At 45.6% G+C, this 26,143-nt stretch carries 22 protein-coding genes; 14 read left to right on the forward strand and 8 right to left on the reverse strand.

Features of this window, described 5'->3' with window-relative positions; all coding sequences use genetic code 11:
• Window positions 1–27 precede the first annotated feature (27 nt).
• The 5 genes from NQZ91_08690 (at window position 28) to alr (ending at window position 6,275) form a co-directional block, all read left to right on the forward strand.
• A complete protein-coding gene (locus NQZ91_08690; protein ID UUM57417.1) occupies window positions 28–909 on the forward strand; it encodes an ROK family protein in 882 nt (293 codons plus the stop codon).
• A gap of 111 nt (window positions 910–1,020) precedes the next feature.
• The gene (gene manA, locus NQZ91_08695) at window positions 1,021–1,962 is read left to right on the forward strand and encodes a mannose-6-phosphate isomerase, class I (GenBank protein UUM57418.1); all 942 of its coding nucleotides are present in this window, start codon (window positions 1,021–1,023) and stop codon (window positions 1,960–1,962) included.
• Between the two features lie 246 nt (window positions 1,963–2,208).
• A complete protein-coding gene (gene secA, locus NQZ91_08700; protein UUM57419.1) occupies window positions 2,209–4,728 on the forward strand; it encodes a preprotein translocase subunit SecA in 2,520 nt (839 codons plus the stop codon).
• 88 nt (window positions 4,729–4,816) lie between these two features.
• Window positions 4,817–5,179 carry a holo-ACP synthase gene (gene acpS / locus NQZ91_08705; GenBank protein UUM57420.1) on the forward strand — a complete coding sequence of 121 codons (363 nt, stop codon included), beginning with the start codon at window positions 4,817–4,819 and terminating at the stop codon, window positions 5,177–5,179.
• The gene (alr, locus tag NQZ91_08710) at window positions 5,169–6,275 is read left to right on the forward strand and encodes an alanine racemase (protein ID UUM57421.1); all 1,107 of its coding nucleotides are present in this window, start codon (window positions 5,169–5,171) and stop codon (window positions 6,273–6,275) included. The genes acpS and alr overlap by 11 nt, the downstream gene beginning before the upstream one ends.
• A 328-nt stretch (window positions 6,276–6,603) precedes the next feature.
• On the opposite strand, the gene NQZ91_08715 is transcribed toward alr, so the two are convergent.
• On the reverse strand, window positions 6,604–7,767 hold the full coding sequence (locus NQZ91_08715; GenBank protein UUM57422.1) for an IS30 family transposase: 1,164 nt from the start codon (window positions 7,765–7,767) through the stop codon (window positions 6,604–6,606).
• Between the two features lie 205 nt (window positions 7,768–7,972).
• Here NQZ91_08715 and nagA point away from each other — a divergent pair, with 205 nt between their 5' ends.
• The 5 genes from nagA to NQZ91_08740 all read left to right on the forward strand — a co-directional run bounded on the left by nagA (window position 7,973) and on the right by NQZ91_08740 (window position 13,507).
• On the forward strand, window positions 7,973–9,121 hold the full coding sequence (gene nagA, locus NQZ91_08720) for an N-acetylglucosamine-6-phosphate deacetylase (protein ID UUM57423.1): 1,149 nt from the start codon (window positions 7,973–7,975) through the stop codon (window positions 9,119–9,121).
• A gap of 103 nt (window positions 9,122–9,224) precedes the next feature.
• Entirely contained in the window at window positions 9,225–10,226 is a 1,002-nt protein-coding gene (gene lacD / locus NQZ91_08725) for a tagatose-bisphosphate aldolase (protein UUM57424.1), read from the forward strand.
• Between the two features lie 520 nt (window positions 10,227–10,746).
• The gene (locus tag NQZ91_08730) at window positions 10,747–11,196 is read left to right on the forward strand and encodes a pyridoxamine 5'-phosphate oxidase family protein (protein UUM57425.1); all 450 of its coding nucleotides are present in this window, start codon (window positions 10,747–10,749) and stop codon (window positions 11,194–11,196) included.
• Window positions 11,197–11,277: 81 nt separating this feature from the next.
• Window positions 11,278–11,619, forward strand: a complete 342-nt coding sequence (locus tag NQZ91_08735; protein UUM57426.1) for a metal-sulfur cluster assembly factor — start codon at window positions 11,278–11,280, stop codon at window positions 11,617–11,619.
• Between the two features lie 715 nt (window positions 11,620–12,334).
• On the forward strand, window positions 12,335–13,507 hold the full coding sequence (locus NQZ91_08740; GenBank protein ID UUM57427.1) for an IS110 family transposase: 1,173 nt from the start codon (window positions 12,335–12,337) through the stop codon (window positions 13,505–13,507).
• A 301-nt stretch (window positions 13,508–13,808) separates the two neighbouring features.
• Here NQZ91_08740 and NQZ91_08745 read toward each other — a convergent pair whose 3' ends face one another.
• From NQZ91_08745 to NQZ91_08775, 7 genes are all read right to left on the reverse strand, one after another.
• Window positions 13,809–14,972, reverse strand: coding sequence for a carbohydrate-binding domain-containing protein (locus tag NQZ91_08745; protein ID UUM58850.1), 1,164 nt, complete (start codon window positions 14,970–14,972; stop codon window positions 13,809–13,811).
• Window positions 14,973–14,993: 21 nt separating this feature from the next.
• A complete protein-coding gene (locus NQZ91_08750; GenBank protein UUM57428.1) occupies window positions 14,994–15,665 on the reverse strand; it encodes a DUF4956 domain-containing protein in 672 nt (223 codons plus the stop codon).
• Window positions 15,649–16,392, reverse strand: coding sequence for a polyphosphate polymerase domain-containing protein (locus NQZ91_08755; GenBank protein ID UUM57429.1), 744 nt, complete (start codon window positions 16,390–16,392; stop codon window positions 15,649–15,651). Before NQZ91_08755 ends, NQZ91_08750 begins: the two co-directional genes overlap by 17 nt.
• A gap of 152 nt (window positions 16,393–16,544) precedes the next feature.
• On the reverse strand, window positions 16,545–18,257 hold the full coding sequence (gene ilvD / locus NQZ91_08760; protein ID UUM57430.1) for a dihydroxy-acid dehydratase: 1,713 nt from the start codon (window positions 18,255–18,257) through the stop codon (window positions 16,545–16,547).
• Between the two features lie 158 nt (window positions 18,258–18,415).
• Window positions 18,416–18,832 (reverse strand): hypothetical protein, encoded by a 417-nt coding sequence (locus NQZ91_08765; protein ID UUM57431.1) that lies wholly within the window; start codon window positions 18,830–18,832, stop codon window positions 18,416–18,418.
• Complete coding sequence (locus tag NQZ91_08770; protein ID UUM57432.1) at window positions 18,813–19,751, reverse strand: phosphodiester glycosidase family protein; 939 nt, start codon at window positions 19,749–19,751, stop codon at window positions 18,813–18,815. Before NQZ91_08770 ends, NQZ91_08765 begins: the two co-directional genes overlap by 20 nt.
• Entirely contained in the window at window positions 19,738–20,790 is a 1,053-nt protein-coding gene (locus tag NQZ91_08775; protein UUM57433.1) for a bifunctional glycosyltransferase family 2/GtrA family protein, read from the reverse strand. The genes NQZ91_08770 and NQZ91_08775 overlap by 14 nt, the downstream gene beginning before the upstream one ends.
• A gap of 221 nt (window positions 20,791–21,011) precedes the next feature.
• Here NQZ91_08775 and NQZ91_08780 point away from each other — a divergent pair, with 221 nt between their 5' ends.
• From NQZ91_08780 to ilvA, 4 genes are all read left to right on the forward strand, one after another.
• Window positions 21,012–22,715, forward strand: a complete 1,704-nt coding sequence (locus NQZ91_08780; protein UUM57434.1) for an acetolactate synthase large subunit — start codon at window positions 21,012–21,014, stop codon at window positions 22,713–22,715.
• Window positions 22,708–23,184, forward strand: coding sequence for an acetolactate synthase small subunit (ilvN, locus tag NQZ91_08785; protein ID UUM57435.1), 477 nt, complete (start codon window positions 22,708–22,710; stop codon window positions 23,182–23,184). Before NQZ91_08780 ends, ilvN begins: the two co-directional genes overlap by 8 nt.
• A 192-nt stretch (window positions 23,185–23,376) precedes the next feature.
• Window positions 23,377–24,399: a ketol-acid reductoisomerase gene (ilvC, locus tag NQZ91_08790; GenBank protein UUM57436.1), complete on the forward strand. Its 1,023-nt coding sequence runs from the start codon at window positions 23,377–23,379 to the stop codon at window positions 24,397–24,399.
• A 474-nt stretch (window positions 24,400–24,873) separates the two neighbouring features.
• Window positions 24,874–26,124 (forward strand): threonine ammonia-lyase IlvA, encoded by a 1,251-nt coding sequence (ilvA, locus tag NQZ91_08795; protein ID UUM57437.1) that lies wholly within the window; start codon window positions 24,874–24,876, stop codon window positions 26,122–26,124.
• Window positions 26,125–26,143: the final 19 nt, after the last annotated feature.

Raw genomic sequence — 26,143 nt, forward strand, 5'->3', positions numbered from 1 at the left:
ATTGATAAAAATAATGGAGAAAATCAGATGACAAAATTATACGGTAGCTTGGAAGCTGGTGGTACAAAGTTTGTTTGTGCGGTCGGTGATGAAGATTTCCAAGTCATTGAAAAGACACAGTTTCCGACAACAACGCCCTATGAAACCATTGAGCGTACGGTAGAATTTTTCAAACGCTACGAAGATCGTTTGGCTGGGATTGCTATTGGTTCGTTTGGTCCGATTGATATTGACCAAAACTCACAAACCTATGGCTATATCACTTCAACACCAAAACCTCATTGGTCAAATATTGACTTGCTGGGCTTGATTGCAAAAGAATTTAACATTCCTTTCTACTTTACGACAGATGTAAACTCTTCTGCTTTTGGTGAGACCTTGGTGCGCAAGGGTGTGAAGAGTCTGGTTTATTATACGATTGGTACAGGTATCGGTGCTGGGGCTATTCAAAATGGTGAGTTTGTCGGTGGTCTCGGCCATACCGAAGCAGGCCATACTTACGTTGCACTCCACCCTTACGATGTAAAAAATGAATTCAACGGCGTTTGTCCTTTCCACAATGGCTGTTTGGAAGGTCTGGCAGCTGGTCCTTCCTTGGAAGGTCGTACAGGCATCCGCGGTGAGTTGATTGAGCTAAACTCTGATGTCTGGGATGTACAGGCTTACTATATTGCTCAGGCCGCAGTGCAGGCAACACTTTTGTATCGTCCGCAAGTCATCGTTTTCGGTGGTGGTGTGATGGCGCAGGAGCACATGCTTAACCGTGTCCGTGAGAAATTTACAGGCCTCATGAATGACTATCTGCCAACACCAGATGTCAAGGACTACATCGTGACACCTGCTGTTGCGGAAAATGGTTCTGCGACACTCGGAAACTTTGCTTTAGCCAAAAAAGTAGCTGAAAAATAAGTCTGACATAAGTGAGAAGCTTGGCTCTGCCAGGCTTTTCTGTGGCTCTTCATTGGTATTTATTGGGAAATTTGATAAGATAGGGCTAGAAGAATTGAGAAGGAGACTATTATGGCACAACCATTATTTTTAAACTCCGTCATGCAGGAAAAAATCTGGGGTGGGAATCGTTTAGAGACTGAATTCGGTTATGAAATTCCCAGCCAGACGACCGGTGAATTTTGGGCCATTTCGGCTCATCCCAACGGCGTTTCCGTCGTAGCCAATGGCGATTACAAGGGTACTCCCTTGGACAAGTTATATGCTGAGCGTCGTGATTTATTTGGCGACAGTGACAGCCCCTTTTTTCCGCTTTTGACCAAAATTCTGGATGCCAATGATTGGTTGTCTGTTCAGGTTCATCCGGACGATAGCTATGCCTTAGAGCATGAGGGCGAATTGGGAAAGACTGAGTGCTGGTATGTGATTGCGGCGGATGAGGGGGCTGAGATTATCTACGGTCACGAGGCCAAGAGCCGTCAAGAATTGGCCCAGATGATTGAGGACAAGGAGTGGGATAGATTGTTGACCCATGTGCCGGTCAAGACAGGTGACTTTTTCTATGTGCCAAGCGGGACCATGCACGCTATCGGCAAGGGAATTATGATTTTGGAAACCCAGCAGTCCAGCGACACGACCTATCGGGTCTATGATTTTGACCGTAAGGATGATGTTGGCAACCTCCGTGACCTCCATATCCAGCAGTCTATTGATGTTCTGACCATTGGTGAGCCAGCAAACAGCCACCCCGATACTATTGAAGCTGGGGCGTTGAGGGCCACAACTTATGTCAGCAATGAATTTTTCACGGTTTACAAGTGGGAAATCGAGGATGCGGTCATTTTCAAAAAACAAGCTCCCTACTATCTAGTCAGCGTCCTTGATGGTGTAGGCGAATTGCAGGTTGATGGTCAAGTCTACGAGATTGAAAAAGGAAGCCACTTTATTTTGCCAAGCAATGTGCTGGAATGGGAATTTTCAGGGCAATTGGAAATGATAGTTAGTCATCCATAGAATCTGGAAGGCAGTCCTGCTAAGGGGCTGTTTTCTTTGTGAAAAGCGTGTTTGAGAGTTGTTCCAACCTTGAAAAAAACCAAATCTTGTGCTAGAATATATTATTGAACTATGTCATCTGGCCTGGAATTTTTAGGTTCTTGTCAAATGGTTGTCAGCTATTGATGGATGTAGCTTACCCAAAGACGGAAGGGTATCCTTGTGACAGGTCAGACAAGCAAAATCAAGTTAAGTAGGAAGTACAGAATGGTTAGAAATATGCTCCGCTCCATTATTGAAAATGATAAGGGTGAGCAAAGAAAATTAGAAAAAATGGCGGACAAGGTTTTCTCTTATGCAGATGCCATGGAAGCCTTGACGGATGAGCAGTTGCAGGCCAAGACGCAGGAGTTTAGGGACCGCCTTGCCAAAGGTGAAACCTTGGATGAACTCCTCTATGAAGCCTTTGCCGTTGTTCGTGAGGGTGCGCGTCGTGTCCTGGGTCTCTATCCTTACAAGGTTCAGGTCATGGGTGGTATCGTTCTCCACAATGGTGACGTTCCAGAGATGCGTACTGGTGAAGGGAAGACCTTGACGGCGACTATGCCGGTTTACCTCAACGCCCTGACAGGTGAAGGGGTACATGTAGTAACGGTCAATGAGTACCTTTCTACTCGTGATGCGACTGAGATGGGTGAGCTTTATTCATGGTTGGGTCTGTCGGTTGGGATCAACTTGGCAGCCAAATCACCTTTTGAAAAGCGTGAAGCCTATAACTGCGATATCACTTACTCCACCAACTCGGAGATTGGTTTCGACTACCTTCGTGATAACATGGTGGTGCGTGCAGAAGATATGGTACAGCGCCCGCTCAACTATGCCTTGGTCGATGAAGTTGACTCAATCCTGATCGACGAGGCCCGTACACCTTTGATCGTTTCAGGTCCTCAAGGCTCAGAAACAAACCAGCTCTATTTCTTGGCGGATAAGTTGGTCAAATCTTTGGATCGCGACGACTATATCATCGATGTACCGTCTAAAACCATTGGTTTGGCGGATTCAGGGATTGACAAGGCTGAGAAATTCTTCAAGCTGGACAACCTCTATGATATTGAGAACGTGGCTATTACCCACTTCTTGGACAATGCCCTCCGTGCCAACTATATCATGACCTACGATGTTGACTATCTGGTCAATGAAGAGCAGGAAGTCATGATCATCGATCCATTTACAGGTCGTACCATGGAAGGACGTCGCTATTCTGACGGTCTGCACCAGGCTATTGAAGCCAAAGAAGGTGTACCTGTCCAGAATGAATCCAAGACGTCTGCCTCTATCACCTATCAGAACCTCTTCCGTATGTATAAGAAATTGTCTGGTATGACGGGTACTGGTAAGACAGAAGAGGAAGAATTCCGAGAAATTTACAATATCCGCATCATTCCTATCCCAACCAACCGTCCAATTCAACGTATCGACCATGAAGACTTACTCTATCCAAACTTGGAATACAAGTTTAATGCTGTAGTGCGTGATGTCAAAGAACGTTACCAAAAAGGTCAACCAGTTCTTGTCGGTACTGTTGCGGTTGAGACCTCTGACTTGATTTCTCAAAAATTGGTGGCTGCAGGGGTTCCGCACGAGGTTCTTAATGCTAAGAACCACTACCGTGAAGCCCAAATTATCATGAACGCTGGTCAGCGTGGTGCTGTTACTATTGCCACCAACATGGCCGGTCGTGGTACGGATATCAAGTTGGGTCCTGGTGTGCGTGAACTTGGCGGTCTTTGCGTTATCGGTACGGAGCGCCATGAGAGCCGCCGTATCGATAATCAGCTCCGCGGACGTTCCGGTCGTCAAGGGGATCCAGGTGAATCACAATTCTACTTATCCTTGGAAGATGATTTGATGAAACGCTTTGGTTCAGAGCGAATCAAGGCCTTCATGGAGCGGATGAACTTGTCTGAAGAAGAGTCTGTCATCAAGTCTGGCATGTTGACTCGTCAGGTTGAGGCGGCGCAGAAGCGTGTCGAAGGAAACAACTACGATTCTCGTAAACAGGTCCTTCAGTATGATGATGTTATGCGTGAACAGCGCGAGATTATCTACAGCCAACGCCATGATGTGATTACTGCTGAACGCGATTTGGGTCCTGAAATTCGCTCTATGATTCAGCGGACAATTGAGCGCCTGATTGACTCCCATAAGAGCTTCAGTCGTGAAGAGGCCTTGGATTCAATTCTCAAATTTGCTCATGCCAATTTGGTTGACGAGGAGAGTTTGCGCCTATCTGATTTGGAAGACCTCAGCTATGGGGAAATTGCAGATGAATTGTACGACAGAGCCATTGCGGTTTATGATTCACAGCTTGCCAAATTAAAAGATGAGGACCGTATTCGCGAGTTCCAAAAAGTCTTGATTTTGCGTGTAGTGGATAATAAATGGACAGATCATATCGATGCTCTGGATCAATTGCGAAATGCAGTTAGTCTGCGTGGTTATGCTCAGAACAATCCGATTGTCGAGTACCAGTCAGAAGCCTTTACCATGTTCAATGACATGATTGGTTCGATTGAGTTTGATGTGACGCGTTTGATGATGAAGGCTCAGATTCACGACAATATTGAACGTGAACGTGCAGCCCATGAGGCACATACAACAGCAGTTAAGAATATCATCCCACCGACTCGTGCAGTTCCGAAAGAGGCCTTTGAGGGTGTCGATCGCAATGCACCATGTCCATGTGCTTCAGGGAAGAAATTTAAAAACTGTCACGGAAGACAGTAACAGCTTTTCGAATAGATAAAGAATAAACAGAACAGGAGCGTGGTGGGGCAGGAATGAGTAGCCTCCCCGCTCTATTTTTTAGGTGAAAATGATTATTGGTCACGGTATAGATTTACAGGAAATCGCAGCGATTGCGGCAGCAATGGAGGGCAAGCCCCGTTTTGTAGAAAAGGTGCTGACTGAATCAGAGAGAGAACGGTTTTCGAGCCTGTCTGGGCGCAGACAAGTTGAATTTTTGGCTGGTCGTTGGGCGGCAAAAGAAGCCTTTGTCAAGGCCATGGGAACGGGGATTGGAAAAATCGGTTTTCAGGATTTGGAGATTTTGCCGGATGAGAAGGGGCGTCCAGTGGTCACAAAATCGCCTGCAGCCTGTAAAGTTTGGCTGAGTATCAGTCATTCAGGGAATTTTGTCCAGGCCAGTGTCATTTTGGAGGAAGAGGATGAAAGCTAGCATACATCGGCCCACAGTAGCTAAGGTGAAGGTGGGCAATATTGGTCACAACTTTGATAGGCTGACAGAGAATCTGCCAGCTCGAACGAAGAAGTTTGCGGTTGTTAAGGCCGGTGCCTATGGCCATGGGGCTGTGGAAGTGGCGCGTGAATTGTCATCCAAGGCAGATGGCTTCTGTGTTTCCAATATGGACGAGGCCTTGGAGCTCCGCCAGGCCGGTCTGGAACATCCAATTTTGATTCTTGGTGTGGTCCCAATCGACTGCATTCCTCTGGCCCGCCAGACAAATATTAGTCTGACAGTGTCTAGTCTGGATTGGTGGCACTTGGTGCAGGAGGCAGGATTGGAACTGGACGGCCTGTCTGTCCATATCAAGGTGGATACAGGTATGGGGCGTCTGGGTTTTCGGAATGTTGAGGAAATCACTGAACTGATTGAAGAATTGGCAGCTGCTGATGTAGATTTTGAAGGTATCTTTACCCATTTTGCGGCTGCAGACCAGGCAGACGATTGCTATTATCAGGAACAGTTGCAAAATTTCCGGAGCATTCTGGACCAATTGACAAGCCTGCCGGATTTGATTCATGCTAGTAATTCTGCGGCCAGTATCTGGCATCCAGATGCTGTTTTCAATATGATTCGCCTGGGGGATGCTCTCTATGGCCTCAACCCAAGCGGTCGGGAGTTAGAACTGCCCTATGCTCTTCTGCCGGCCCTGAGCTTGGAGTCCCAATTGGTACAGACGAAGCTCTTGGACGCGGGCCAAAAGATAGGTTATGGTATGACCTACGAGAGCCAGGGGGACGAGTATATCGGGACGGTGCCAATTGGCTATGCAGATGGCCTGTTGCGGGCTATGCAGGGATTCTCAGTTCTTGTTGATGGGGAGCCTTGTCCGATTGTTGGTCGTGTCTCCATGGATCAGATTACCATTCGTCTACCAAAACCTTATCCCCTGGGGACCAAGGTAACCTTGATTGGTCAGGATGGGGACCGAGAAATCACCGTCCAAGACTGGGCAGATTATGTGGGGACTATCAATTATGAGGTGGTTTGTCTGCTGTCTTCACGCATTTATCGACAATATATAGAATAGTTAGATGGGCTGGGAATATTCTCAGCTCTTTTTGCTTGTTGTAAAATTTGGGAAAGAGGTAAATTCTCAAAGTAAGTTCTAGTTCCCGTCCTTCCAGAAGTTACTTTGAGAAAACTGCATAACATCAACAGAATTTAGTCTCAGACTAAGTTCTTTTTTGACTAAAAATGTTGATAATAGTGAGTTTTAGGGTTGAAAAAGTTGAAAAAAAGAGTACACTAAAGTTACTGGCTCTGAGACGTCTCAAAGTAAGTTCTAGCTATCTGGAATTTTGGATGGGACAAGTTCCTTTCTATTTTTGAAATTATTTTTTAATAAAAACTAGCGATTATTTATCCAATAATCGAGGTGATTGAATGACGTTCTCAGGGTCAATTTTAGAGATTCCCAAAAGTGTTGCCAATTCCTCACCGTAGGTAAATGTAAAGAGTTCATAGGCGGATTTTCCGTTGAAAGAAGCTCGTTTGATGCTGTTGACATGCGAACAAACCAGGTTGATGTCCTCCTGTGTCAAGTTGTCAAACGAACTTCCTTTAGGAAGAATATCTCTGATAAGTGTGTGATTCTTCTCAATTCTCCCTTTCTGGTCAGAACGATTGGGGTCACAGAAGAATAGCTTAGATTCTCCACGCACATCCATTTCGATGTCGTCCACTCTGGCGAATTCACCGCCATTATCAGTCAGAATGACAGGAAATATTTCGCAGAAGTCCATCTCTTTCTGATGTAGGTCATTCTTGATAGCGTAGAGATGTTTAGCGACCTCATTAGCTGTTTTATTATCAAGTAATCGAGCGAAGATAAAGTTACAGAAGGAGAGGTTAAAGGTGAGAAGTACCTTTCCGCCGATCCGTCCAGTAACGGTGTCCATTTCCAGCCAATAGCTGATTCCTTTCTCTGTGAGAAAGCGTTGGAAGTCCTCGTAAGACCGTCCTTCTTTGGCAATTTTAGGAATGGGTTGTAGGTTTCTGGTTCTCCGCTTTCTGAATTTCACGACACGGGGGAAATCAATGGGCTTTGTGGACAGATAGCCTTTTTCAAGGTATCTGTAGATAGAAGCTCTGGATGCCGAAAGTTCGTTTGAGGCGATGATATGGTTGAGGTGTTGTCCCTTTTGGATGGCTGCAGAGACAATCTCGTCCATACGATAGAATTCTTCCTTGTTTAGGGCAACACCTGTTCTCGAGTCTGAGAGCTTAGCTTCGTAATCAAGCTGAGCTCTTTTTGCGTAGTAGAATTGTTTCTGGTATCCGCAATTGATTCTCTTTTTCGGACAGGCATTACAAACGTAGGGAGCCTTTTTGAGTAGAGGGCAAGAATCACAATTAGATGTCACAGAATTTTCTTTAACCACTCGATTTCTCCGAACTTCTTTTGAGATTGTAGAAGGATCTTTACCTAACTTAGCTGCTATAGCTGAGAAGGGCTTAAGTTGTTCAATTCCTATTTGAATATCGTTGCGATCAGAGAGAGTTAAGTGTTTGTTTTTCATTGTCGATTGCCAACTTGTCCCATAGTAAGTTCTACCTTATTTCCTTGTCTCAGTCTAATTTCCAGTTTTTAAGACAGACTAGAACTTACTTTGAGAATTTAGCAATTTGGGAAAGAATGACCGATTTTTCGGTTTCTACTTGACAAGTGAAGCATTATACAATATAATAACAAGTGGATATAACCAGTTTAATAGGAGGAATACCATGCCAACCTATATTAAAGCAAAATCAATTATTCTTGCTGAACAAGAGATAGAAAACGCTTACTTAGAAATTACAGAAAACGGTCAGTTCGGTCAAATCTTGACAGAAGAGCCGACGGGCGGTCAAATCATTGACCATTCAGCTTATCACCTTGCACCGGGATTGGTCGATACGCATATTCACGGCTACGCTTCTCACGATGTCATGGACAATGACTTTGAGGGGATTAAGACTATTTCAGAAGGTCTGTTAGCTTGCGGTGTGACCTCGTGGCTGCCAACGACCTTGACAGATTCCACAGAAAATCTGGATGCGGTCTGTGAAACCATTGGGCAACATGCTGGTGAGGAGACCGGTGCGAAAATTCAAGGAATCTTCCTCGAAGGACCATTTTTCACTGAAAAATACAAGGGTGCCCAAAATCCAAAATACATGAGTGACCCTTCGATAGAGAAATTGGACAAGTGGTACAGTCTTTCCAATGGCTTGGTCAATAAGATTGCCATTGCTCCAGAGCGCGAGGGCGTTAAGGAATTTATCGAATTTGCCAACAGCAAGCAAATCCATACAGCGCTAGCGCATTCGGATGCGACTTTTGCACAAGCGCAGGCAGCAGTTGATGCAGGTGCCAATATCTTTGTCCATGTCTACAACGGGATGAGCGGTCTCCATCATCGTGAACCGGGTATGGTGGGCGCTGCGCTTAGTCTCAAAGATGTCTACGCAGAAATGATCTGTGACGGCCATCATGTCCACCCTGCAGCAGCTGAAATTGTTGTCAAAGCCAGAGGAGCGCAGGAAACGGTCTTGATTACGGACTGCATGCGGGCTGGTGGTATGGGCGAGGGCGAGTCTCGTCTGGGTGAATTTGAAGTCGTGGTCAAAGACGGCACAGCTCGCCTCAAAGACAGCGGTAGCTTGGCTGGTTCTATCTTGGAGCTTATCCAAGCGGTGCAAAATGTGGTCGAGTGGGACTTGGTCAGCCTGCCTGATGCCTTGAGAATGGCCTCTCTTGCACCAGCACGGTCTGTCAACATTGACCATGTCTGCGGTCAAATCGCTCCAGGTCGCGCAGCAGATTTCATTGTCGTGGATGATCAAGGTCAGCTCAAAGCGACCTATCTGGACGGTGTGAAGCGCTTCGGATAAATTTCGTCATTTCGTTTATCTTTTATTGCTTTGTTATTAATTTGTTAGGCACTAGGCTAGCCTACTTAACTTTGTTTATCTCATTTTCCTAAGGAGGATTCTAATGACAAAACTACAACTTTCGCAAGCTAAGTTTGATCACATGACACGTTTGTCAAACAGTGATCAAGTCATTGCGGCTCTTGCTATTGACCAACGCGGTGCTTTGAAACGCCTTTTGGCGGCAGCTGCTGGTGGTGGTGAATTCGGCGACGATATTTTGATTGATTTCAAAAAAGTGATTTCAAGTGACCTGACACCTTATGCCAGCTCTATCCTTTTGGATGCAGAATATGGTGTACCTGCGTCAGAATTGCGCCATGCGGACTGTGGCTTTATCGCTGCCTATGAAAAAACTGGTTATGATGCTTCAACTCCGGGTCGTTTGCCAGATTTATTGCCAAACTGGTCAGCAAAACGGATCAAGGAATTGGGCGCAGATGCCGTGAAAATCTTGCTCTACTATGATGTGGATGACAAGCCAGAAATCAACGACATCAAACACGCTTGGGTTGAACGCATCGGTAGCGAGTGTTTGGCAGAAGATATTCCTTACTTCGTGGAAATCTTGACTTACGATGCAAGCGATATGGACGTGACTTCTCGTGAATACGCAGCCCTCAAACCACACAAGGTCAATGGCGCTATGCGTGAATTTAGCAAGCCACGCTACAATGCAGATGTGCTTAAGGTAGAAGTACCGGTTAACATGAACTTTGTAGAAGGCTACACAGATGAAGAGCCAGTCTACACTGCAGAAGAAGCAAAAGCCTACTTCAAAGAGCAGTCTGAAAGCACGCATTTGCCATATATCTACCTCAGTGCGGGTGTATCTGCAAAACTCTTCCAAGAAACTCTTGTTTTTGCCAAAGAGGCAGGCTCAGACTTCAACGGTGTTCTCTGCGGACGTGCAACTTGGAAAGATGCTGTGGCAATCTTTGCCAAAGAAGGTGAAGAGGCTGCTAAGGCATGGTTGGCAGACCAAGGTCGTCGTAACGTGGAAGAACTCAATGGAGTTCTAGCTACAACAGCCCGTCCTTGGACAGAAAAAGTAGAAGTGAAATAATCGTGAATTGCTAAGAGCCTGGGGTTTAATCCTAGGCTCGCTTTCTTTAGTTCGTGTTAACATCTTAGCGCAGGGTTGATTGGCTTTCACAGTTTGGGGAACTGTGAAAGGTGGGAAATTGGGATTGTGAAACAATCCTCAGCACTTCGCGTTTAACGCTCCAAACCTGTCCTAATGAATGATACGAACTCTGTTCGTTCAATTTCCAACCTCCAAAGGTTTCCCAAACCTTTCTGATGCGAACAATGTTCGCCTTATCTCCAGCCTCCAACAGTCACTACTCCGACTGTTGGAGCTGTGCGGGGTGGGCTAAAACGGTCTGGGGATAGACCGTTTTAGGTCAACAACAAGAAATAAAGACTTGCTGACGAACTCTTCTTAGCTTTGTCGAGTTGAGCCCACTCCCTTTTTAAGTGGTTGAAAGCTCTAAAATCTCGATATGATCACTAAGTTAGGCTTAACAATAAATCTGTTTTTTGCTATAATCAAGGTATAGAATCCGTTTTCAAGAGGTGTCATCATGGAACTAAAAGAAGTCATGCAATTATTGGAAGAGATGAAGTTGGGGGTTTTTGCGAGCTTGGATCAAGATGGAAATCCGCATGCCCGTCACATTCATATCACAGCGGCCACTGAGGATGGGATTTTCTTCATGACCAGTCCCGAAACTCATTTTTATAAGCAATTAATGGGGGATCCGCGTATCGCTTTGACAGCCATGTCAGAAGATGGTTATCTGCTTCAGGTCGTGCGGATTGAAGGCTTGGTTCGTCCGGTGGAAAATGATTATTTGAAGACCATTTTTGCGGACAATCCTTATTACCAGCATGTTTACAAGGATGAGGATAGCAATGACATGCAGGTCTTTCAATTGTATGAGGGGAAAGGCTTTTACCATAGTTTGACCCAGGGACATAAGTATGTCTTTTCAATCGGTAAGGGTGCATCTGGCACCATTCGGACCTTGTAAACTAAACTAGCCAAGAGGTGTAGATTTCTTAAAATTGTGGTAGAATAACAATTATACTATCTAAACAATGGGAGAAGACTTGTGAGAGAGGATATTAAACTCAACGAGAGAGCCGAGGTGCTGTCTGAGCAGCTAATTGCTGTTTTGGAAACCATTTATGATCCGGAAATTGAATTGGACATCTACAATCTTGGTTTGGTCTATGAAATCACTGTGGATGAGGCTGGTCTATGCAAGGTCATCATGACCTTCACGGATGCAGGTTGCTCCTGTGCAGATACCATGCCGGGTGAATTGATTGCAGCCCTAAAAACCATTGACGGAATCGAAGATGCCCAGGTGGAAATCGTTTGGTCACCGGCCTGGAAAATGACCCGTATCAGCCGTTTGGGACGCATTACACTGGGAATTAGCCCGAGATAAAGGAAAAAAGTTGAAGATGGAGTGTCTTCAACTTTTCTTTATACGACGGGCATGTCGTACATCTGAGGTGAAAGTCCTCTGCGGGCACCCGCTACCGGTGAACCCAATAGCGACTCCCAAGCCTGACTATCGTGAGGTAGTGGATTAAAACGGTCTGAGGAGAGACCGTTTTAAGTCTGACGCTAGAAACCAAGACCATCAGAGGAAGGGATGGTGAAATCGTTGCACTACGAACAGAAACGTGATACAAAGGCGTATATAGCGGATAAGGTGGCAAAGAACACCAAAGTCCAAAAAGGTAGTCGTATCAAATAGTGGCTCAGAGGTTGGTACTGAAACGTGCCATATCAAAACCAGTCCTCGCTAAACGTGGACTGGTTTCTTGCTAGATTATTATCTAAAACGACATGCGTTAAAAGTTAGTTGAACCGCTGTGTACCGAACGGCACGCACGGTGGTGTGAGAGGGAGTGGGAAAGACATCCATGATGGCTTCGCCCTCACCCACAGAATAATGAAAACGAACATAAAGCCCTCACTAGGTGTATAATCTTAGTGAGGGCTTTGTGGTTGACGAGTTAATGATGTTAGTCATCGCGGGAAAAACTAACCCACTCTACTGACGAGCACCCCAAAATATGCGATAGGCATGAGTATAAAAATACGACTAAAAATCAGTAGATAAGCTCTCTAATTTTTAGAAGGAGGGAATTGTCATGGATGTTCTCTATCAATCTTGTGCAGGTATTGATATCCATCAAGCCAATATCGTTGTCTGTATCCTACATGGACCACTCACCTCAACTCGTCCAAAGCGTGAGACGGCTACGTTTGATACAACGACTAAAGGCCTACGTGCTTGCCACGATTTTCTCAGTCAATTTCATGTGGAAGCTGTTGGTATGGAAAGTACAGGTGTTTATTGGCGACCTGTCTGGCATGCTCTATGTGATGACTTCAAGTTGATACTCGCTCAACCAGCCCACATGAAGGCTATTCCAGGTCAGAAAACCGACAAGAAGGATGCTCACTGGATAGCCAAATTAACACGGATTGGGCTGCTTCCTCGGAGTTTCGTTCCCGATGAAACCATTCAAGAATTGAGGGAGTTGACCAGACAACGAAAACATTATGTGGAAAGTCGCAATCGAGAAACCAACCGTATCCATAAAATTCTTCAGTCAGGTGGCATCAAGCTAACAACCTATATCGAAGATATTATGGGGCTATCTGGTCGCAATCTCCTTCAGCTACTGGTTGATGGGACGCCTATTACACCTCGTATTGTCCATCAATCAGTTTACACCAGCTTGAAGAAGAAAGTGCCGCAGCTTCTGGAAGCCTTGGATGGCTATTTTTCTGACCATCACCGCTTCATGTTAAAGCAGTCCTTAGAGATTTATGATTTTTATCAGAAGCAGATTGAGTTGTTGGAAGAGCGAATGAATGTCTATCTATCACAATATGAAAACCATGTAGAAATATTGGATTCCATCCCAGGCATTGATGTCATTACAGCCTCCGTTATTATTTCTGAGGTTGGTGTTGACATGAGTCAGTTTCCTACTGCTGGACATTTAGCTTCTTGGGCTGGACTTTGTCCAGGTAATAATGAGAGTGCTGGTAAAAAACGAAGTACCAAGATTCGACACGGAAATTCTTATTTGAAGAAATGTTTATGCCAGGCCGCTTTCGCTGTCAAAAAACAAAAAGGAAGTCCTCTAGCAGACCGATTTTATCAGATTCAAAGTCGGCGTGGTTCACAAAAAGCAACAATTGCACTCGCACATCAATTATTAAAAATAGCTTATATCCTTTTAAAAGAGCAGATAACGTATCCTGAATTTTTAGCACAGAAAAAGACTACTAGGGACGAGCTAGTAGCCTAACATAAAAAATTTTTTCGCTTTGATTATATCATAGGGAGGGAGTTTTTGCATTCTTTTGAGTTTTCGTATAAAATTTTTTCGCTTTGATTATATCATAGGGAGGGAGTTTTTGCATTCTTTTGAGTTTTCGTATAAGAACTCGACTAGTTAAAAAAGAGTTCGTCTTCCCACCCCCGCATAGTTGATTAGGTCAGATTTGGAGTGTAGAACACGAACAAATCTGCCAATCAACCACTGCGCTGAGATGTTGACACGAACTCTGAAAAGTGGTGCTAGGCTTTTTTGCCCAGCCCCTACTCGATTACCATCCACCGCGACCTCCAGGTGCGCCCCCCATTGCGCCGGGGCCGGTTTGGACAATTTCAGTTTGTATCTGGCCATTGACTGTGACATCTCCACCTGTAAAGGAGACGGAACCGTCAAAGTCAAAGGCTGAAGTAGGTGCAGTTATGTCAATGGTGCCACCAGAAATGATCAAATCACCATTGGAATCAAAGGCATCCGTATCGCCATTTCCGACAGCAACGGTCAAATCACCCCCGGTGACCTTGATGAAGATATCGCTGGCTGTATCGCTTGCAGCATTGATGGCATCATCAGAACCATAAACATCCAAGTTTCCACCATTGATAGTGATATTGGTTCCTTCCAAGGCCTCGGTTGACTCAGTTACTTTAATCGAACCATCTTCAATGGTCAAGGCAGATTCAGCTTTGATACCGTCGTCACCTGCTGTGACAGTGATGGTTCCGCCCGTGATAGTGGTATTTCCTTTCGTAGTATCCTCGTCGTTTGTCGCCTTGATACCATCGCCACCTGCCATCACGTCAATCCTACCACCTGTGATGGTCAATGAATCCTTACCGCGAATACCGTCATCCTGAGCTGTTACCGTAATATTTCCAGCCTCGATGGTCAAGTCATCGGTAGAGACAATCCCGTCTTGGAAATTGCCTTCAACGGTCAGTTTACCATTGCCAGTGATAACTAAATCCGACTCCGAATGAATAGCCCCTTCAATATCTGTATCGGAATGAGTGCTAGTGTCTGAGACAGTATTTTCGGTGCCATCTTGCAAGTTAATTTCAAGATTATCAGCAGATAGGATATTGATAGCTGCGGTATCTGTGCTAGAAATGGTAGCTCCGGCCAAAATCAAACGCACATTTTCCTGAGTGTCAATGGTTACACCTTTTGTAGTCGAACCGCTTAGAATATAGGTTCCGCCTTCAGTGATGGTCAAGCCCTCGTCAGACAAGGTAACTTCTTGACTAGGGAGTGACGACCAATCAATGCTAGAAGTGCTTGCGGTGTTGCTCGTGCTTGAATTGGTCGTCATTACTTGGCTGCTGGTAATCGTCTTGCTGGTTTGGGTCTGTCCTTGGGCAGAAGAACAAGCAGCTAACGTAGCGATAGTGAGGAGGGCAATGCCAGAGGCGAGTAGTTTTTTCGTCTTAGTTTTCATCATAATGATTTCCGTCTTTCTTTATAAATATTTCTTTTTAGGTGTCTGTTTATTGACAATGAAATTGAGTGGATTGGCTTCGACAATGGATTTTGTCAAGGCTTGGTCTGAGATGCTTGATTCCAAAACCAGAGAATATTCGAGGACCAGTGCCTGCTTTTTCTTTTTGTAGCTAATGGATAGGATTTCTTCCTCCTTACAAGCTGCTTTGAAGACCTTCTTGAAAAAATGTTGGTAATCAAAATCCAAGGGAACAGTTAGGAGAATGTGTCGTCTCCTGTGATCGGTTTGACCATAATTCACAGTTTCAAAGAGGAGCATGGCGCCGCAGATGACGAGCGTCAGGAGGCTGGCCAGTCCCAGATAACCGGTTCCTGTTGCTAATCCGATGGCCATAGCCAGTAGGACTGCCAGCATTTCTTTGGAAGAGCCAGAGGCAGAGCGGAAACGAATGAGACTAAAGGTCCCAGCGACGGCTAAGCTAGTCCCTAGACTGCCGTTGACCAAGAAGATGATAAAGGCAATCAGGGTTGGCATCAGGGTCAAAGTTATGACAAATTCCTTGCTGTAGCTGGATTTGTGCTTGTAGGTCATTGCCAGTAGATAACCCAGCACCAAGCTGATCCCCATAATTAAACTGATTTGCAGGGCGATGGAGCTGGTGGTAGATAAGATACTATCGAATAGGTGCATAGGCTATCAACTCCTTTTCTGGGCTAGTCGCGAGGCGGTAAGCCGTTCCGTATTTGGAGAAGGATTTTCTCTCAATAGCGTGCTTTTCAAGGAGCGCGGATAGCCAATCTGGAATCGTCTCAGCTGCTTTGATTTCCATAATCATTAGGTCAGGGTCCAGCAGGACCTTTTCTTTTGCAGCTGATTTAAGCGCCGGATGTTTGTCTGAATAGGTAACGTTTTGGTCAATGGTCAAGCGGAGTTTTGGATCCTCTAGCCCCTTGAAGGACTGGCGTTCATAGCGAATGAGAATTTTCGGATAGAGATTGCCATACCGTTTCCGAAGCGATTGAATTTCTTGGCAGACAGGTTGGTCTGTCAGGCTGCTGTCGCGCAAACCTGTACGGAGGAAATATTGAATAATGTGCGGTGTTGATTCTAGTCGGTACTTGTAACCAATGCCATCGATTTTTTTCTTGATTTCCAAAAAGGCGGTGCTGTTGGCATGAGGCTGAGCATCGTAGAGCCGAATCCGAACCTTTTCACGCTGATGCTTTTTGGCTAAGGCATCCTGCACCATGTCAAAATCCTCATTATCAAAATAAATGCTGGTAATGGTTGAATGAGCATAGTCATCTGCAAGGAGATGGGGCTGGGCATCGCGGAGGAAGAGTCTCCAGGTCGCTTTGCTGAGGATGTATTTAGTTTCCCTACGTTTGAATTGTTTTTGGCTGATAGTGGTTTTCATATAAGACCTCTCCAATCTATTGTGCTGATGCTTGTTAGTATAAAGGTCAAATATTAAACAAAACTGAAAGAAATATTAAAGAAAGCTTAAAATTCAATTTTGGGCGAAAAAAATCCCCCATCACGAGGATAGGGAAAAATGGAGTAAATAGGTTATTTTCCTGAACGGTCGACATTCCAGAAATCTGTGACAGCGCCTTTGGATGCGGACGATACGGTATGGGCATATTTTCCGAGCACACCGCGGCTGTAGAGAGGTGGAATGACAGTTGTTTTCTTGCGGTCTTCGATTTCTTGGTCAGAAACGTGCATGGTGATTTCTTTGGTATCTTGGTCCACCGTTACCAAATCGCCTGTACGCAGGTAGGCAATTGGACCACCATCCTGAGCCTCAGGAGCGATGTGGCCGACAACCAGACCATAAGTACCACCAGAGAAGCGACCGTCTGTCAGAAGGGCTACCTTGTCGCCTTGGCCTTTTCCGACAATCATAGATGAAAGCGACAGCATTTCCGGCATACCAGGACCACCTTTTGGTCCAACATAGCGGACAACGACTACATCGCCATCTACAATTTCGTCAGTCAAGACTGCTTCGATAGCTTCTTCTTCAGAATCAAAGACCTTGGCTGGACCTGTATGGTTGCGGACTTTCACACCAGAAACCTTGGCAACGGCACCTTCAGGAGCCAAATTACCCTTGAGGATAATCAACGGACCGTCGGCACGTTTTGGATTTTCAAGTGGCATGATGACATCTTGACCAGGTGTCAAATCAGCGAAATCTTCCAAGTTTTCTGCGATGGTTTTACCAGTACAAGTGATACGGTCGCCATGCAGGAAACCATTTTTTAGCAAGTATTTCATAACTGCTGGTACACCGCCGACATTGTAGAGGTCTTGGAAAACATACTTACCAGAAGGCTTGAGGTCAGCCAAGTGAGGTACTTTCTCTTGGAAATCATTGAAATCTTCCAAGGTCAAGTCAACGTTTGCAGCGTGAGCAATGGCTAGCAAGTGAAGAGTAGCGTTGGTGGAGCCGCCCAGTGCCATGGTAACAGTGATAGCATCTTCAAAGGCTTCGCGAGTCATTATGTCAGACGGCTTGATGCCCAGTTCTAACATGCGGACAACCGCACGTCCGGCTTCTTCAATGTCAGCCTTCTTCTCAGGAGATTCGGCAGGATGTGAAGATGAGCCTGGGATAGACATACCCAAGACTTCAATGGCAGAGGCCATGGTATTGGCTGTGTACATACCACCACATCCACCAGGTCCAGGGCAGGCATTACACTCCAAGCGACGGACATCTTCTTCGGTCATATCGCCGTTGTTCCATTTTCCGATTCCTTCAAACACTGAAACCAGGTCGATGTCTTTGCCGTCCAGATTTCCTGGAGCAATGGTGCCGCCATAGGCAAAAACAGCTGGAATGTCCATGTTGGCGATGGCAATCATGGAACCAGGCATGTTTTTATCACAGCCACCGATTGCGACAAAGGCATCGACGTTGTGCCCTCCCATAGCTGCCTCAATAGAGTCAGCAATGATATCACGTGAAGTCAAGGAGAACCGCATACCAGGAGTTCCCATAGCGATTCCGTCTGCAACGGTGATGGTACCGAATTGAACTGGCCAAGCGCCAGCATCTTTGACCCCTTCTTTGGCTAATTTTCCGAAGTCGTGCAAGTGAATATTACAAGGCGTATTTTCAGCCCAGGTCGAAATCACACCGACAATCGGCTTTTCAAAACTATCATCGGTCATGCCTGTGGCACGCAACATAGCGCGGTTGGGCGATTTGACCATCGAATCGTAAACAGAGCTGCGATGACGGAGGCTTTTCAGTGTATCTTTATCAGTCATTTCTCTTCTCCCTATCTTTCTGGTGATTAGTTCCCTTATTATACCATAGTTATGAGGGAAATGAAAAAGGATTTGTCAAATGATGTGAAATTTCTGAATTTTGCAAAAATAAACATAACAGCCTTGGATGTTCCAAAGGCTGTTCTAGTTTGTTTTTGTTACTGAGTAGTTGATTGGGGCTGTGCTTTCCTGTTTCCGGTAAAGAAGAGGCTAATCAAGGCAAGAACTAAGAATCCTGCGCCGATAAACCAATAGGGTTGGTCCAAGGTGGTTGAACGACCAGACAGGTTGATGATACCACGGAGGAGAAAACCTGCTGTAATGGTTGCAACACCTGAATTCCAGAGATTATAGGTCAGGCGAGAGAGTGTGCGATGGATGGTCATCAAGCCAAGTAGAAGACTTCCACCGATTAGGGTTACGCAGAACAGATAGTGCATATGGAAAGCTGTTTCTCCATAACTGAGGCTTTCATAGACCCGACTGAAGATGAAGAGGAAGGATGTTAGTGCTAAATAAGTGATAAATGTGCGAATAGTGCGTTTGTTTTCTGTATTAGTAGCCGATGTAGACAATGTCGCTCACCGCCCTTTCTGAGATAGTATTTCCGTTTGTTGTTGGGTTGTTAATCACTTGACCGTTGAAGTAGAGGGTTGATGAACCACCGCCGTCTAGGTTGTAGGCAGTTGTTGCTCCGTATTGTTTCATAACTTCTGCCAGTTGATAGAGGGATAGACCTTCACTTTCAGAAGTACGACCGTCTGCCACAACGATGATATAGTGGTTTTCATCGATGATACCAATGGCTGAACGAGGGTTGGAAGACATGGCCCGTCCAACTTCTGTTGATGTATCCACCACGATTTCACCATTTTCTACCAAGGTTGGCCCGAAGGCGAGCAAGTTGACAACGCCATTGTCAATTAACTCTTGAGCTGTTATTTCATTTTCATAGATAATTTCAAATGAGCCGTCAGCATAAATTGCCAAGTCACCATAAGAAGCATTGTCACGGACGGTATCACGGTAGAGGACACCATTCTTGATGACGTAACCTGTTGAGTTGGCACCGTAGTAGTCGCCGTTGACCGCCAAGATGGCATTGTTGGCTGCAGCGGTTTCAGATGTTTTGGCTGTGACGTTGGTACCATAAGTATTTTGAGCTAAGGCTGTTTTCAAGTACTCAGGTGAGCTGACTTGGATATCCGCTACATTGACAGTTGTGTTGTTGGTTGTAATAGTTTCGAGTGTGATTTGGATGTTGTCATCAGCGTAAGAGGTATCAGTTGTTGTCACATTGGTTGAGGTTGTTGCAGCGGTGCTACTTGCTGCTGTACTGGAATTTGTCGTCGCTGCAGCGGTTGTCGTTGCGGATTCTACGGTTGTAATAGCTTCAGAGAGGACAAAGGTTTTGAGCATGGAGTAGGTGAAACCACCAGTGAGTAATGTACCGAATAGTGATGCGTATATGAAGGGTTTTTTAAGCAATTTCATGGGCAAGTGCCTTCCTTTCATTGAAAATAATATGTTTTTGAATATACCAAGAGAAGAAAAAGAGGGAGAGGCCAACTGTGATTTTCACCAAATAAAGATTCAATCCAAACAGTTGGTGGAAAATATAAATCAGAGAGGTGTCGCAGATGAAGAGGGCCAAAGCTAGGGTCAAATAACCGAGGCCAGTAGTTTGGACGCTCTGCTCGTTTTGAAAGACCAGCTTTTTATTGAGGTAATAATTGGACAGAGAGCTGGTAACACGAGCCAAGCCATTGGCAATGAGGATATGAATACCCGAGGGCAGAGCAGTCAAACTTGCGATAAGCAGAGCATAGGCACCGTAGTCTACCAGAAAACCGCCCAGTGAGGCCAGGGCAAATTTGAAGAGGTTTTTGTAGATGAGTAAGCCGTCCTTGATAGGACGGAAATGCGAGCTAGCATTATCATCTATATAAATGGTCTGAATGGGAACCTCGGTAATGGGAAACTCTTGGCTAGCTTGGGTCAGCATATTCATTTCGTACTCATAACGGTGGCCTTTGATTTTCAGCATAAAGGGCAGGAGCTTGGAATGAAAGGCGCGTAGACCAGTCTGGGTATCGCTAACCTTGACACCAGTTTGAAGGCGGAAGAGTAGACGGGTCAGCTTATTACCAAAACGACTGCGGAAAGGCACATCATTGCTAAATTGACGGACTCCCAGAACTAAGTGATTGGGCAAATTCATAGCAGCCCGCGCCACTCTATCCATATCGTTGACGGAGTGCTGGCCGTCCGCATCAGCTGTTACGATGACAGAATTGGAGTCACGTTCTTGAATATATTGAAAAGCAGTTTTCAAGGCCTGGCCTTTTCCTAAATTACGCTCGTGGTGAAGAACGGTTGCGTAAGAACTAGCTTGCTCGATGATGGCTTTCGAAGCTTCAGTGCTTCCGTCGTTAACTACAATAATCTTGCAATTGAGCCGATGCTTCAAAGCGTTCAATAGCTCCAGTAATTTCTGATCTGGCTGATAGGCGGGGATGATGACATAATACATGGGAATACCTCGTTTCGTTTTTTGCTATACACCCACTATAGAGGAGTTTTCTGAAAGAAATCTGAAAACAACCTACATATTGATTTGACTTAAGTTTGGTTTAAGATTTCGGCTTGAAATAAGGAAAACGAACAAATGTAGGAATTTTCAGAATATTCCTTGACATTTAAGTTCCATGTGTTATGATAGTAGATACAACATTGCAGAGAGGAGGAATACATGTGCAAGAAATCCAATTAGATCAACCGCGTTCAGGTTCCTATTTAATCTTAGATAGCTTGCATCAATTGGGTGTGGACCTGGTCTTTGGCTATCCAGGCGGGGCAGTCCTCCCCTTATATGATGCTATCTATCAATACGAGGGGATTCAGCACGTCTTGGCTCGTCACGAACAAGGAGCGGTCCACGAGGCGGAAGGTTATGCCAAATCATCAGGAAAGGTGGGCGTAGCCATCGTCACATCTGGACCAGGGGCAACTAATGCCATTACAGGGATAGCGGATGCCATGGGCGACAGCGTGCCTCTTCTGGTTTTCACAGGACAGGTTGCGACGCGCGGTATCGGTAAGGATGCCTTCCAGGAGGCCGATGTCATTGGTATGACCATGCCAATCACCAAATACAATTACCAGATTCGGGACACAGCAGATATTCCTCGAGTGATTACAGAAGCCTATCATATTGCGACCACAGGCCGTCCAGGTCCAGTAGTCATCGATGTGCCAAAGGATATCCAGGAAAGAATTGTTGAAGCCTATCACGATCCGACGGTTCATTTGCCAAGCTACCAACCAACGGTAGAGCCAAATGGTTTGCAGGTCAAGAAAATTCTCCAGCAGCTCAGTCGGGCCAAAAAGCCAGTGATTTTGGCTGGTGGTGGGGTCAACTATGCAGAAGCCCAGGAAGAATTGATTGCTTTTGCAGAGAAATACCGCTTGCCTGTTGTTTCAACCCTGCTTGGGTTAGGAGCCATGCCGATTGAACACGAATTAGCCCTAGCGATGGGTGGCATGCACGGAACTTACTCAGCCAATATGGCCATGAATGATGCAGATTATATTATCAACATCGGTGCCCGCTTTGATGATCGCCTGACGGGAAATCCGACAACCTATGCGCCTAATGCGACTATTGCGCACGTGGACATTGACCCAGCAGAGATTGGCAAGGTCATGAAGACGGCAATTCCAGTAGTCGGAGATGCCAAAGCGACCTTACAAGCCCTGTTGAAATGCGAAACCGTTGAGACAGACTATGCTGACTGGACGGAGCAGGTATTGGACAACAAGCGTCGAGCACCTTTCTGGTATGAGGAAGATGCCAACTTTATCAAGCCACAAGCAGCTATCGAGCTGATTGGTCAATTGACAAATGGCGATGCTATCATCGTGACAGATGTGGGACAACACCAGATGTGGGCGGCTCAATTCTATCCTTACAAGCACCAGCGCCAGCTGATTACTTCGGGCGGCATGGGGACTATGGGATTCGGAATTCCAGCAGCAATCGGCGCTAAACTAGCCAATCCAGACAAGGAAGTTGTAGTCTTTGTCGGTGACGGTGGTTTCCAGATGACCAACCAGGAATTGGCTATCCTCAATGGCTATGGTGTGCCCATCAAGGTTGTCTTGATTAATAACCATTCCCTGGGTATGGTTCGTCAGTGGCAAGAATCCTTCTATGAAGAACGTCGCAGTCAGTCAGTATTTGATGCAGAGCCAAACTTCCAGCTCCTAGCGGAAGCCTATGGTATCAGCCATTACAGTTTTGACAATTCGGCGACCTTGGCAGAAGATATGAAGGTCATCTTGGAAAACAAACCAATGCTGATTGAGGTCCATATCTCCAAGGCCGAACATGTGGTGCCAATGGTACCAGCCGGCAAGAGCAATGCGGAAATGTTGGGGGTGAAGTTCAATGCGTAGAATGTTAACAGCAAAATTACGAAATTCTTCAGGTGTCCTCAACCGCTTTACAGGTGTCCTATCCCGGCGCCAAATCAATATTGAATCCATTTCAGTCGGCCCGACCGAAGTTGCAGGTATTTCTCGGGTAACGGTCATCGTTGATGTTGCGACCATGGACGAAGTGGAACAAATTATCAAGCAACTCAATCGCTTGATTGATGTGGTCCGTGTCCGCGATTTGACAGACATTCCGCACTTGGAACGGGAAGTGATTCTGATTAAAATCGTTGCTCCGCCAGCTAAGCGGGCAGAAATTTTAGCCATTATCCAACCCTTCCGTGCCAGCGTTGTCGATGTGGCACCTCACTCCATTACCATTCAGATGACTGGTGACGGAGACAAGATTGACGCCCTCCTGCGTGTGATTCAGCCTTATGGCATTAAGAACATTGCTAGGACAGGGGCAACTGGTTTCAGTCGTGACTAACCTAGTCACTCACTTGTCTTTTGCTTCGTCGTTAGCTCGGCTTGGCATACCTCAGTATAGCCTTCGCCTCACTGCCTAGAATTAAAAGAAAGTTGAGCAACTAGGGATGCACATGATAGACAAAATTACAGAATGTTCATTTTCTTTGAACATCCGAATTTATAAGTAAAAAAATAGAAAAGAGATTAACAAATGGCAGTAGCAATGCAATATGAAAAAGATGTAACAGTTCCAGCACTTGACGGCAAACGTATCGCCGTTATCGGTTATGGTTCACAGGGCCATGCCCATGCCCAAAACTTGCGTGACACAGGACACGATGTTATCATCGGCGTGCGTGCTGGTAAGTCATTTGACAAGGCTAAAGAAGACGGTTTTGAGACCTTTGAAGTAGCTGAAGCAGCAAAACAAGCGGATGTTATCATGATTTTGGCTCCAGACGAAATCCAAGCGGACCTTTACAATGAAGAAATTGCTCCAAACTTGGAAGCGGGGAATGCTCTTGGTTTCGCCCACGGTTTCAACGTTCATTTTGAATTTATCAAGGTACCAGCAGATGTGGATGTCTTCATGTGTGCGCCGAAAGGACCAGGTCACTTGGTTCGCCGTACCTTTGAAGAAGGTTTCGGTGTGCCAGCTCTTTACGCTGTCTATCAAGACGCTACTGGCAATGCCAAGCACATCGCTATGGACTGGGCAAAAGGTGTTGGCTCAGGCCGCGTAGGTCTCTTGGAAACAACCTTCAAGGAAGAAACAGAAGAAGATTTATTTGGTGAGCAAGCCGTTCTCTGTGGTGGTTTGACAGCTCTGATGCAAGCTGGTTTTGAAGTCTTGACTGAAGCTGGCTATGCACCAGAATTGGCTTACTTTGAAGTATTGCACGAAATGAAACTCATCGTTGACCTTGTTTACGAGGGTGGTTTCAAGAAAATGCGTCAGTCTATCTCAAACACTGCTGAATACGGTGACTACGTATCAGGTCCACGCGTGATTACTGACCAAGTTAAAGAAAACATGAAAGCTGTATTGGCAGACATCCAGTCTGGGAAATTTGCTAATGACTTCGTCAACGACTACAAGGCTGGTCGCCCACAAATGGAAGCCTTCCGTAAAGAAGCTGAAAACCTTGAAATCGAAAAAGTCGGTGCAGAACTCCGCAAAGCAATGCCATTCGTAGGCCGCAACGACGACGATGCCTTTAAGATTTATAACTAAAACAGTCCAGTGGACTGTTTTAGCCCTCGCCCAAAAACGAGAAAGCGAGGTAAGTCCGGGGGAGTGAAAGAGTCTGGGGATAGATTCTTTCAGCTGGTCGCCTAGAAATGTGAGAGCGACCATACGCCCTCGCTTGACAACAAGAGAGCGAGGCAGCCTGCGGATAGGCTATTCTAGCCCTTGCCCAGAAATTCGATAGCGAGGCCAGGGGAAGTTTGTCTACCGACAAACCCTATCTCCAACCTTCAACAGTTCCCCAAACTGTTGAAGTCCAATCTCGAAATCGTAGAGTTAGGTAGCTCTACTTGAATTAGAAGTCTCGGGGTTCTGGTCAAAGAATAGTAAAGAGCTGGCTTGCCAGCTCTTTTGACCATTCTGAGAAAATAAAAAATATTTGTGAATTTTGATTATAAATCCTATGTTTATTTCAGGATTTTTGGTACAATATTTATAATAGAAAGAAATAAGTGCAATATGATTTCAGCAAAGAACATTGAGCAGGCCTATTCTGTTCTCAAAAATGTGGTGGTTAAGACACCGCTAGATTATAATCGTTACCTGTCAGAGCGTTATGGAGCCGATATTTATATCAAACGGGAAAACGAGCAGCGGGTCCGTTCCTTCAAGATTCGAGGGGCTTATTACGCTATTTCCCAATTGACGGATGCGGAAAAAGAGCGAGGGGTTGTCTGTGCTTCAGCGGGCAACCATGCCCAGGGAGTAGCCTATACCTGCCAGGAAATGCAGATTCCTGCTACAATTTTCATGCCCATTACAACGCCGCAGCAGAAGATCGGTCAGGTCAAGTTCTTTGGTGGGGAATTTGTGGACATTCGCTTGGTGGGTGATACTTTTGATGAATCGGCTCAGGCTGCTCAAGACTATACCCAGGAAAGTGGAAAAACCTTCATCGATCCCTTTAATGATGATAATGTTCAGGCAGGTCAGGGGACTGTTGCCTACGAAATCTTGGACGAGGCCCAGGAACAATCGATTGATTTTGATCAGATTTTGGTTCCCGTTGGTGGTGGTGGTCTGATTGCAGGTGTTTCGGCTTATTTGAAGGAACAGGCACCAGGCATCAAGATTGTAGGTGTTGAGGCTAGCGGAGCACGTTCGATGAAAGCTGCTTTTGATAAGGGAAGACCTGTTAAGCTGGCTGAAATTGACAAGTTTGCGGACGGAATTGCTGTTCAAAAAGTCGGTGCAAGCACCTACGAAGTTGCTCGTAAACATGTAGACAAGCTGATTGGTGTTGATGAAGGTTGGATTTCAGAAACCATTTTGGACCTTTATTCTAAATTGGGAATTGTCGCTGAACCGGCTGGTGCTGCGACTATTGCTGCACTTGAGGTTGTCAAGGACCAAATCAAGGGGCAGACCATCTGTTGTATCATTTCAGGTGGTAACAACGACATCAACCGCATGCCAGAAATGGAAGAGCGAGCTCTGATTTACGAGGGAATCAAGCATTATTTCGTCGTCAATTTCCCCCAACGGCCGGGTGCCCTGCGCGAATTTGTAAACCATATTCTCGGACCGAATGATGATATTACACGGTTTGAGTATATCAAGCGGGCCAATAAGGGAACAGGTCCAGTTCTCATCGGGATTGCTTTGGGCGATAAGAATGACTATGCGGACTTTATTCAGCGCTTGGAAGATTTTGACCCACAATATATCAATTTGCACGAAAATGACTCACTCTATAAAATGTTGGTGTAAGATGTTAGCTTAGGAGGTT

The organism is Streptococcus suis, from assembly GCA_024583055.1.
In the GTDB taxonomy this organism is placed as follows: Bacteria; Bacillota; Bacilli; order Lactobacillales; family Streptococcaceae; genus Streptococcus; species Streptococcus suis_V.

Coding starts and splice junctions, on each gene's coding strand:
- NQZ91_08730 (UUM57425.1), top strand. CDS start 10,747: ATGGAACTAAAAGAAGTCATGCAATTATTGGAAGAGATGAAGTTGGGG.
- ilvC (UUM57436.1), top strand. CDS start 23,377: ATGGCAGTAGCAATGCAATATGAAAAAGATGTAACAGTTCCAGCACTT.
- lacD (UUM57424.1), top strand. CDS start 9,225: ATGACAAAACTACAACTTTCGCAAGCTAAGTTTGATCACATGACACGT.
- nagA (UUM57423.1), top strand. CDS start 7,973: ATGCCAACCTATATTAAAGCAAAATCAATTATTCTTGCTGAACAAGAG.
- NQZ91_08755 (UUM57429.1), bottom strand. CDS start 16,392: ATGAAAACCACTATCAGCCAAAAACAATTCAAACGTAGGGAAACTAAA.
- NQZ91_08770 (UUM57432.1), bottom strand. CDS start 19,751: ATGAAATTGCTTAAAAAACCCTTCATATACGCATCACTATTCGGTACA.
- acpS (UUM57420.1), top strand. CDS start 4,817: ATGATTATTGGTCACGGTATAGATTTACAGGAAATCGCAGCGATTGCG.
- NQZ91_08740 (UUM57427.1), top strand. CDS start 12,335: ATGGATGTTCTCTATCAATCTTGTGCAGGTATTGATATCCATCAAGCC.
- alr (UUM57421.1), top strand. CDS start 5,169: ATGAAAGCTAGCATACATCGGCCCACAGTAGCTAAGGTGAAGGTGGGC.
- ilvA (UUM57437.1), top strand. CDS start 24,874: ATGATTTCAGCAAAGAACATTGAGCAGGCCTATTCTGTTCTCAAAAAT.
- secA (UUM57419.1), top strand. CDS start 2,209: ATGGTTAGAAATATGCTCCGCTCCATTATTGAAAATGATAAGGGTGAG.
- ilvN (UUM57435.1), top strand. CDS start 22,708: ATGCGTAGAATGTTAACAGCAAAATTACGAAATTCTTCAGGTGTCCTC.
- NQZ91_08715 (UUM57422.1), bottom strand. CDS start 7,767: ATGAAAAACAAACACTTAACTCTCTCTGATCGCAACGATATTCAAATA.
- NQZ91_08775 (UUM57433.1), bottom strand. CDS start 20,790: ATGTATTATGTCATCATCCCCGCCTATCAGCCAGATCAGAAATTACTG.
- NQZ91_08690 (UUM57417.1), top strand. CDS start 28: ATGACAAAATTATACGGTAGCTTGGAAGCTGGTGGTACAAAGTTTGTT.
- NQZ91_08750 (UUM57428.1), bottom strand. CDS start 15,665: ATGCACCTATTCGATAGTATCTTATCTACCACCAGCTCCATCGCCCTG.
- ilvD (UUM57430.1), bottom strand. CDS start 18,257: ATGACTGATAAAGATACACTGAAAAGCCTCCGTCATCGCAGCTCTGTT.
- NQZ91_08745 (UUM58850.1), bottom strand. CDS start 14,972: ATGAAAACTAAGACGAAAAAACTACTCGCCTCTGGCATTGCCCTCCTC.
- manA (UUM57418.1), top strand. CDS start 1,021: ATGGCACAACCATTATTTTTAAACTCCGTCATGCAGGAAAAAATCTGG.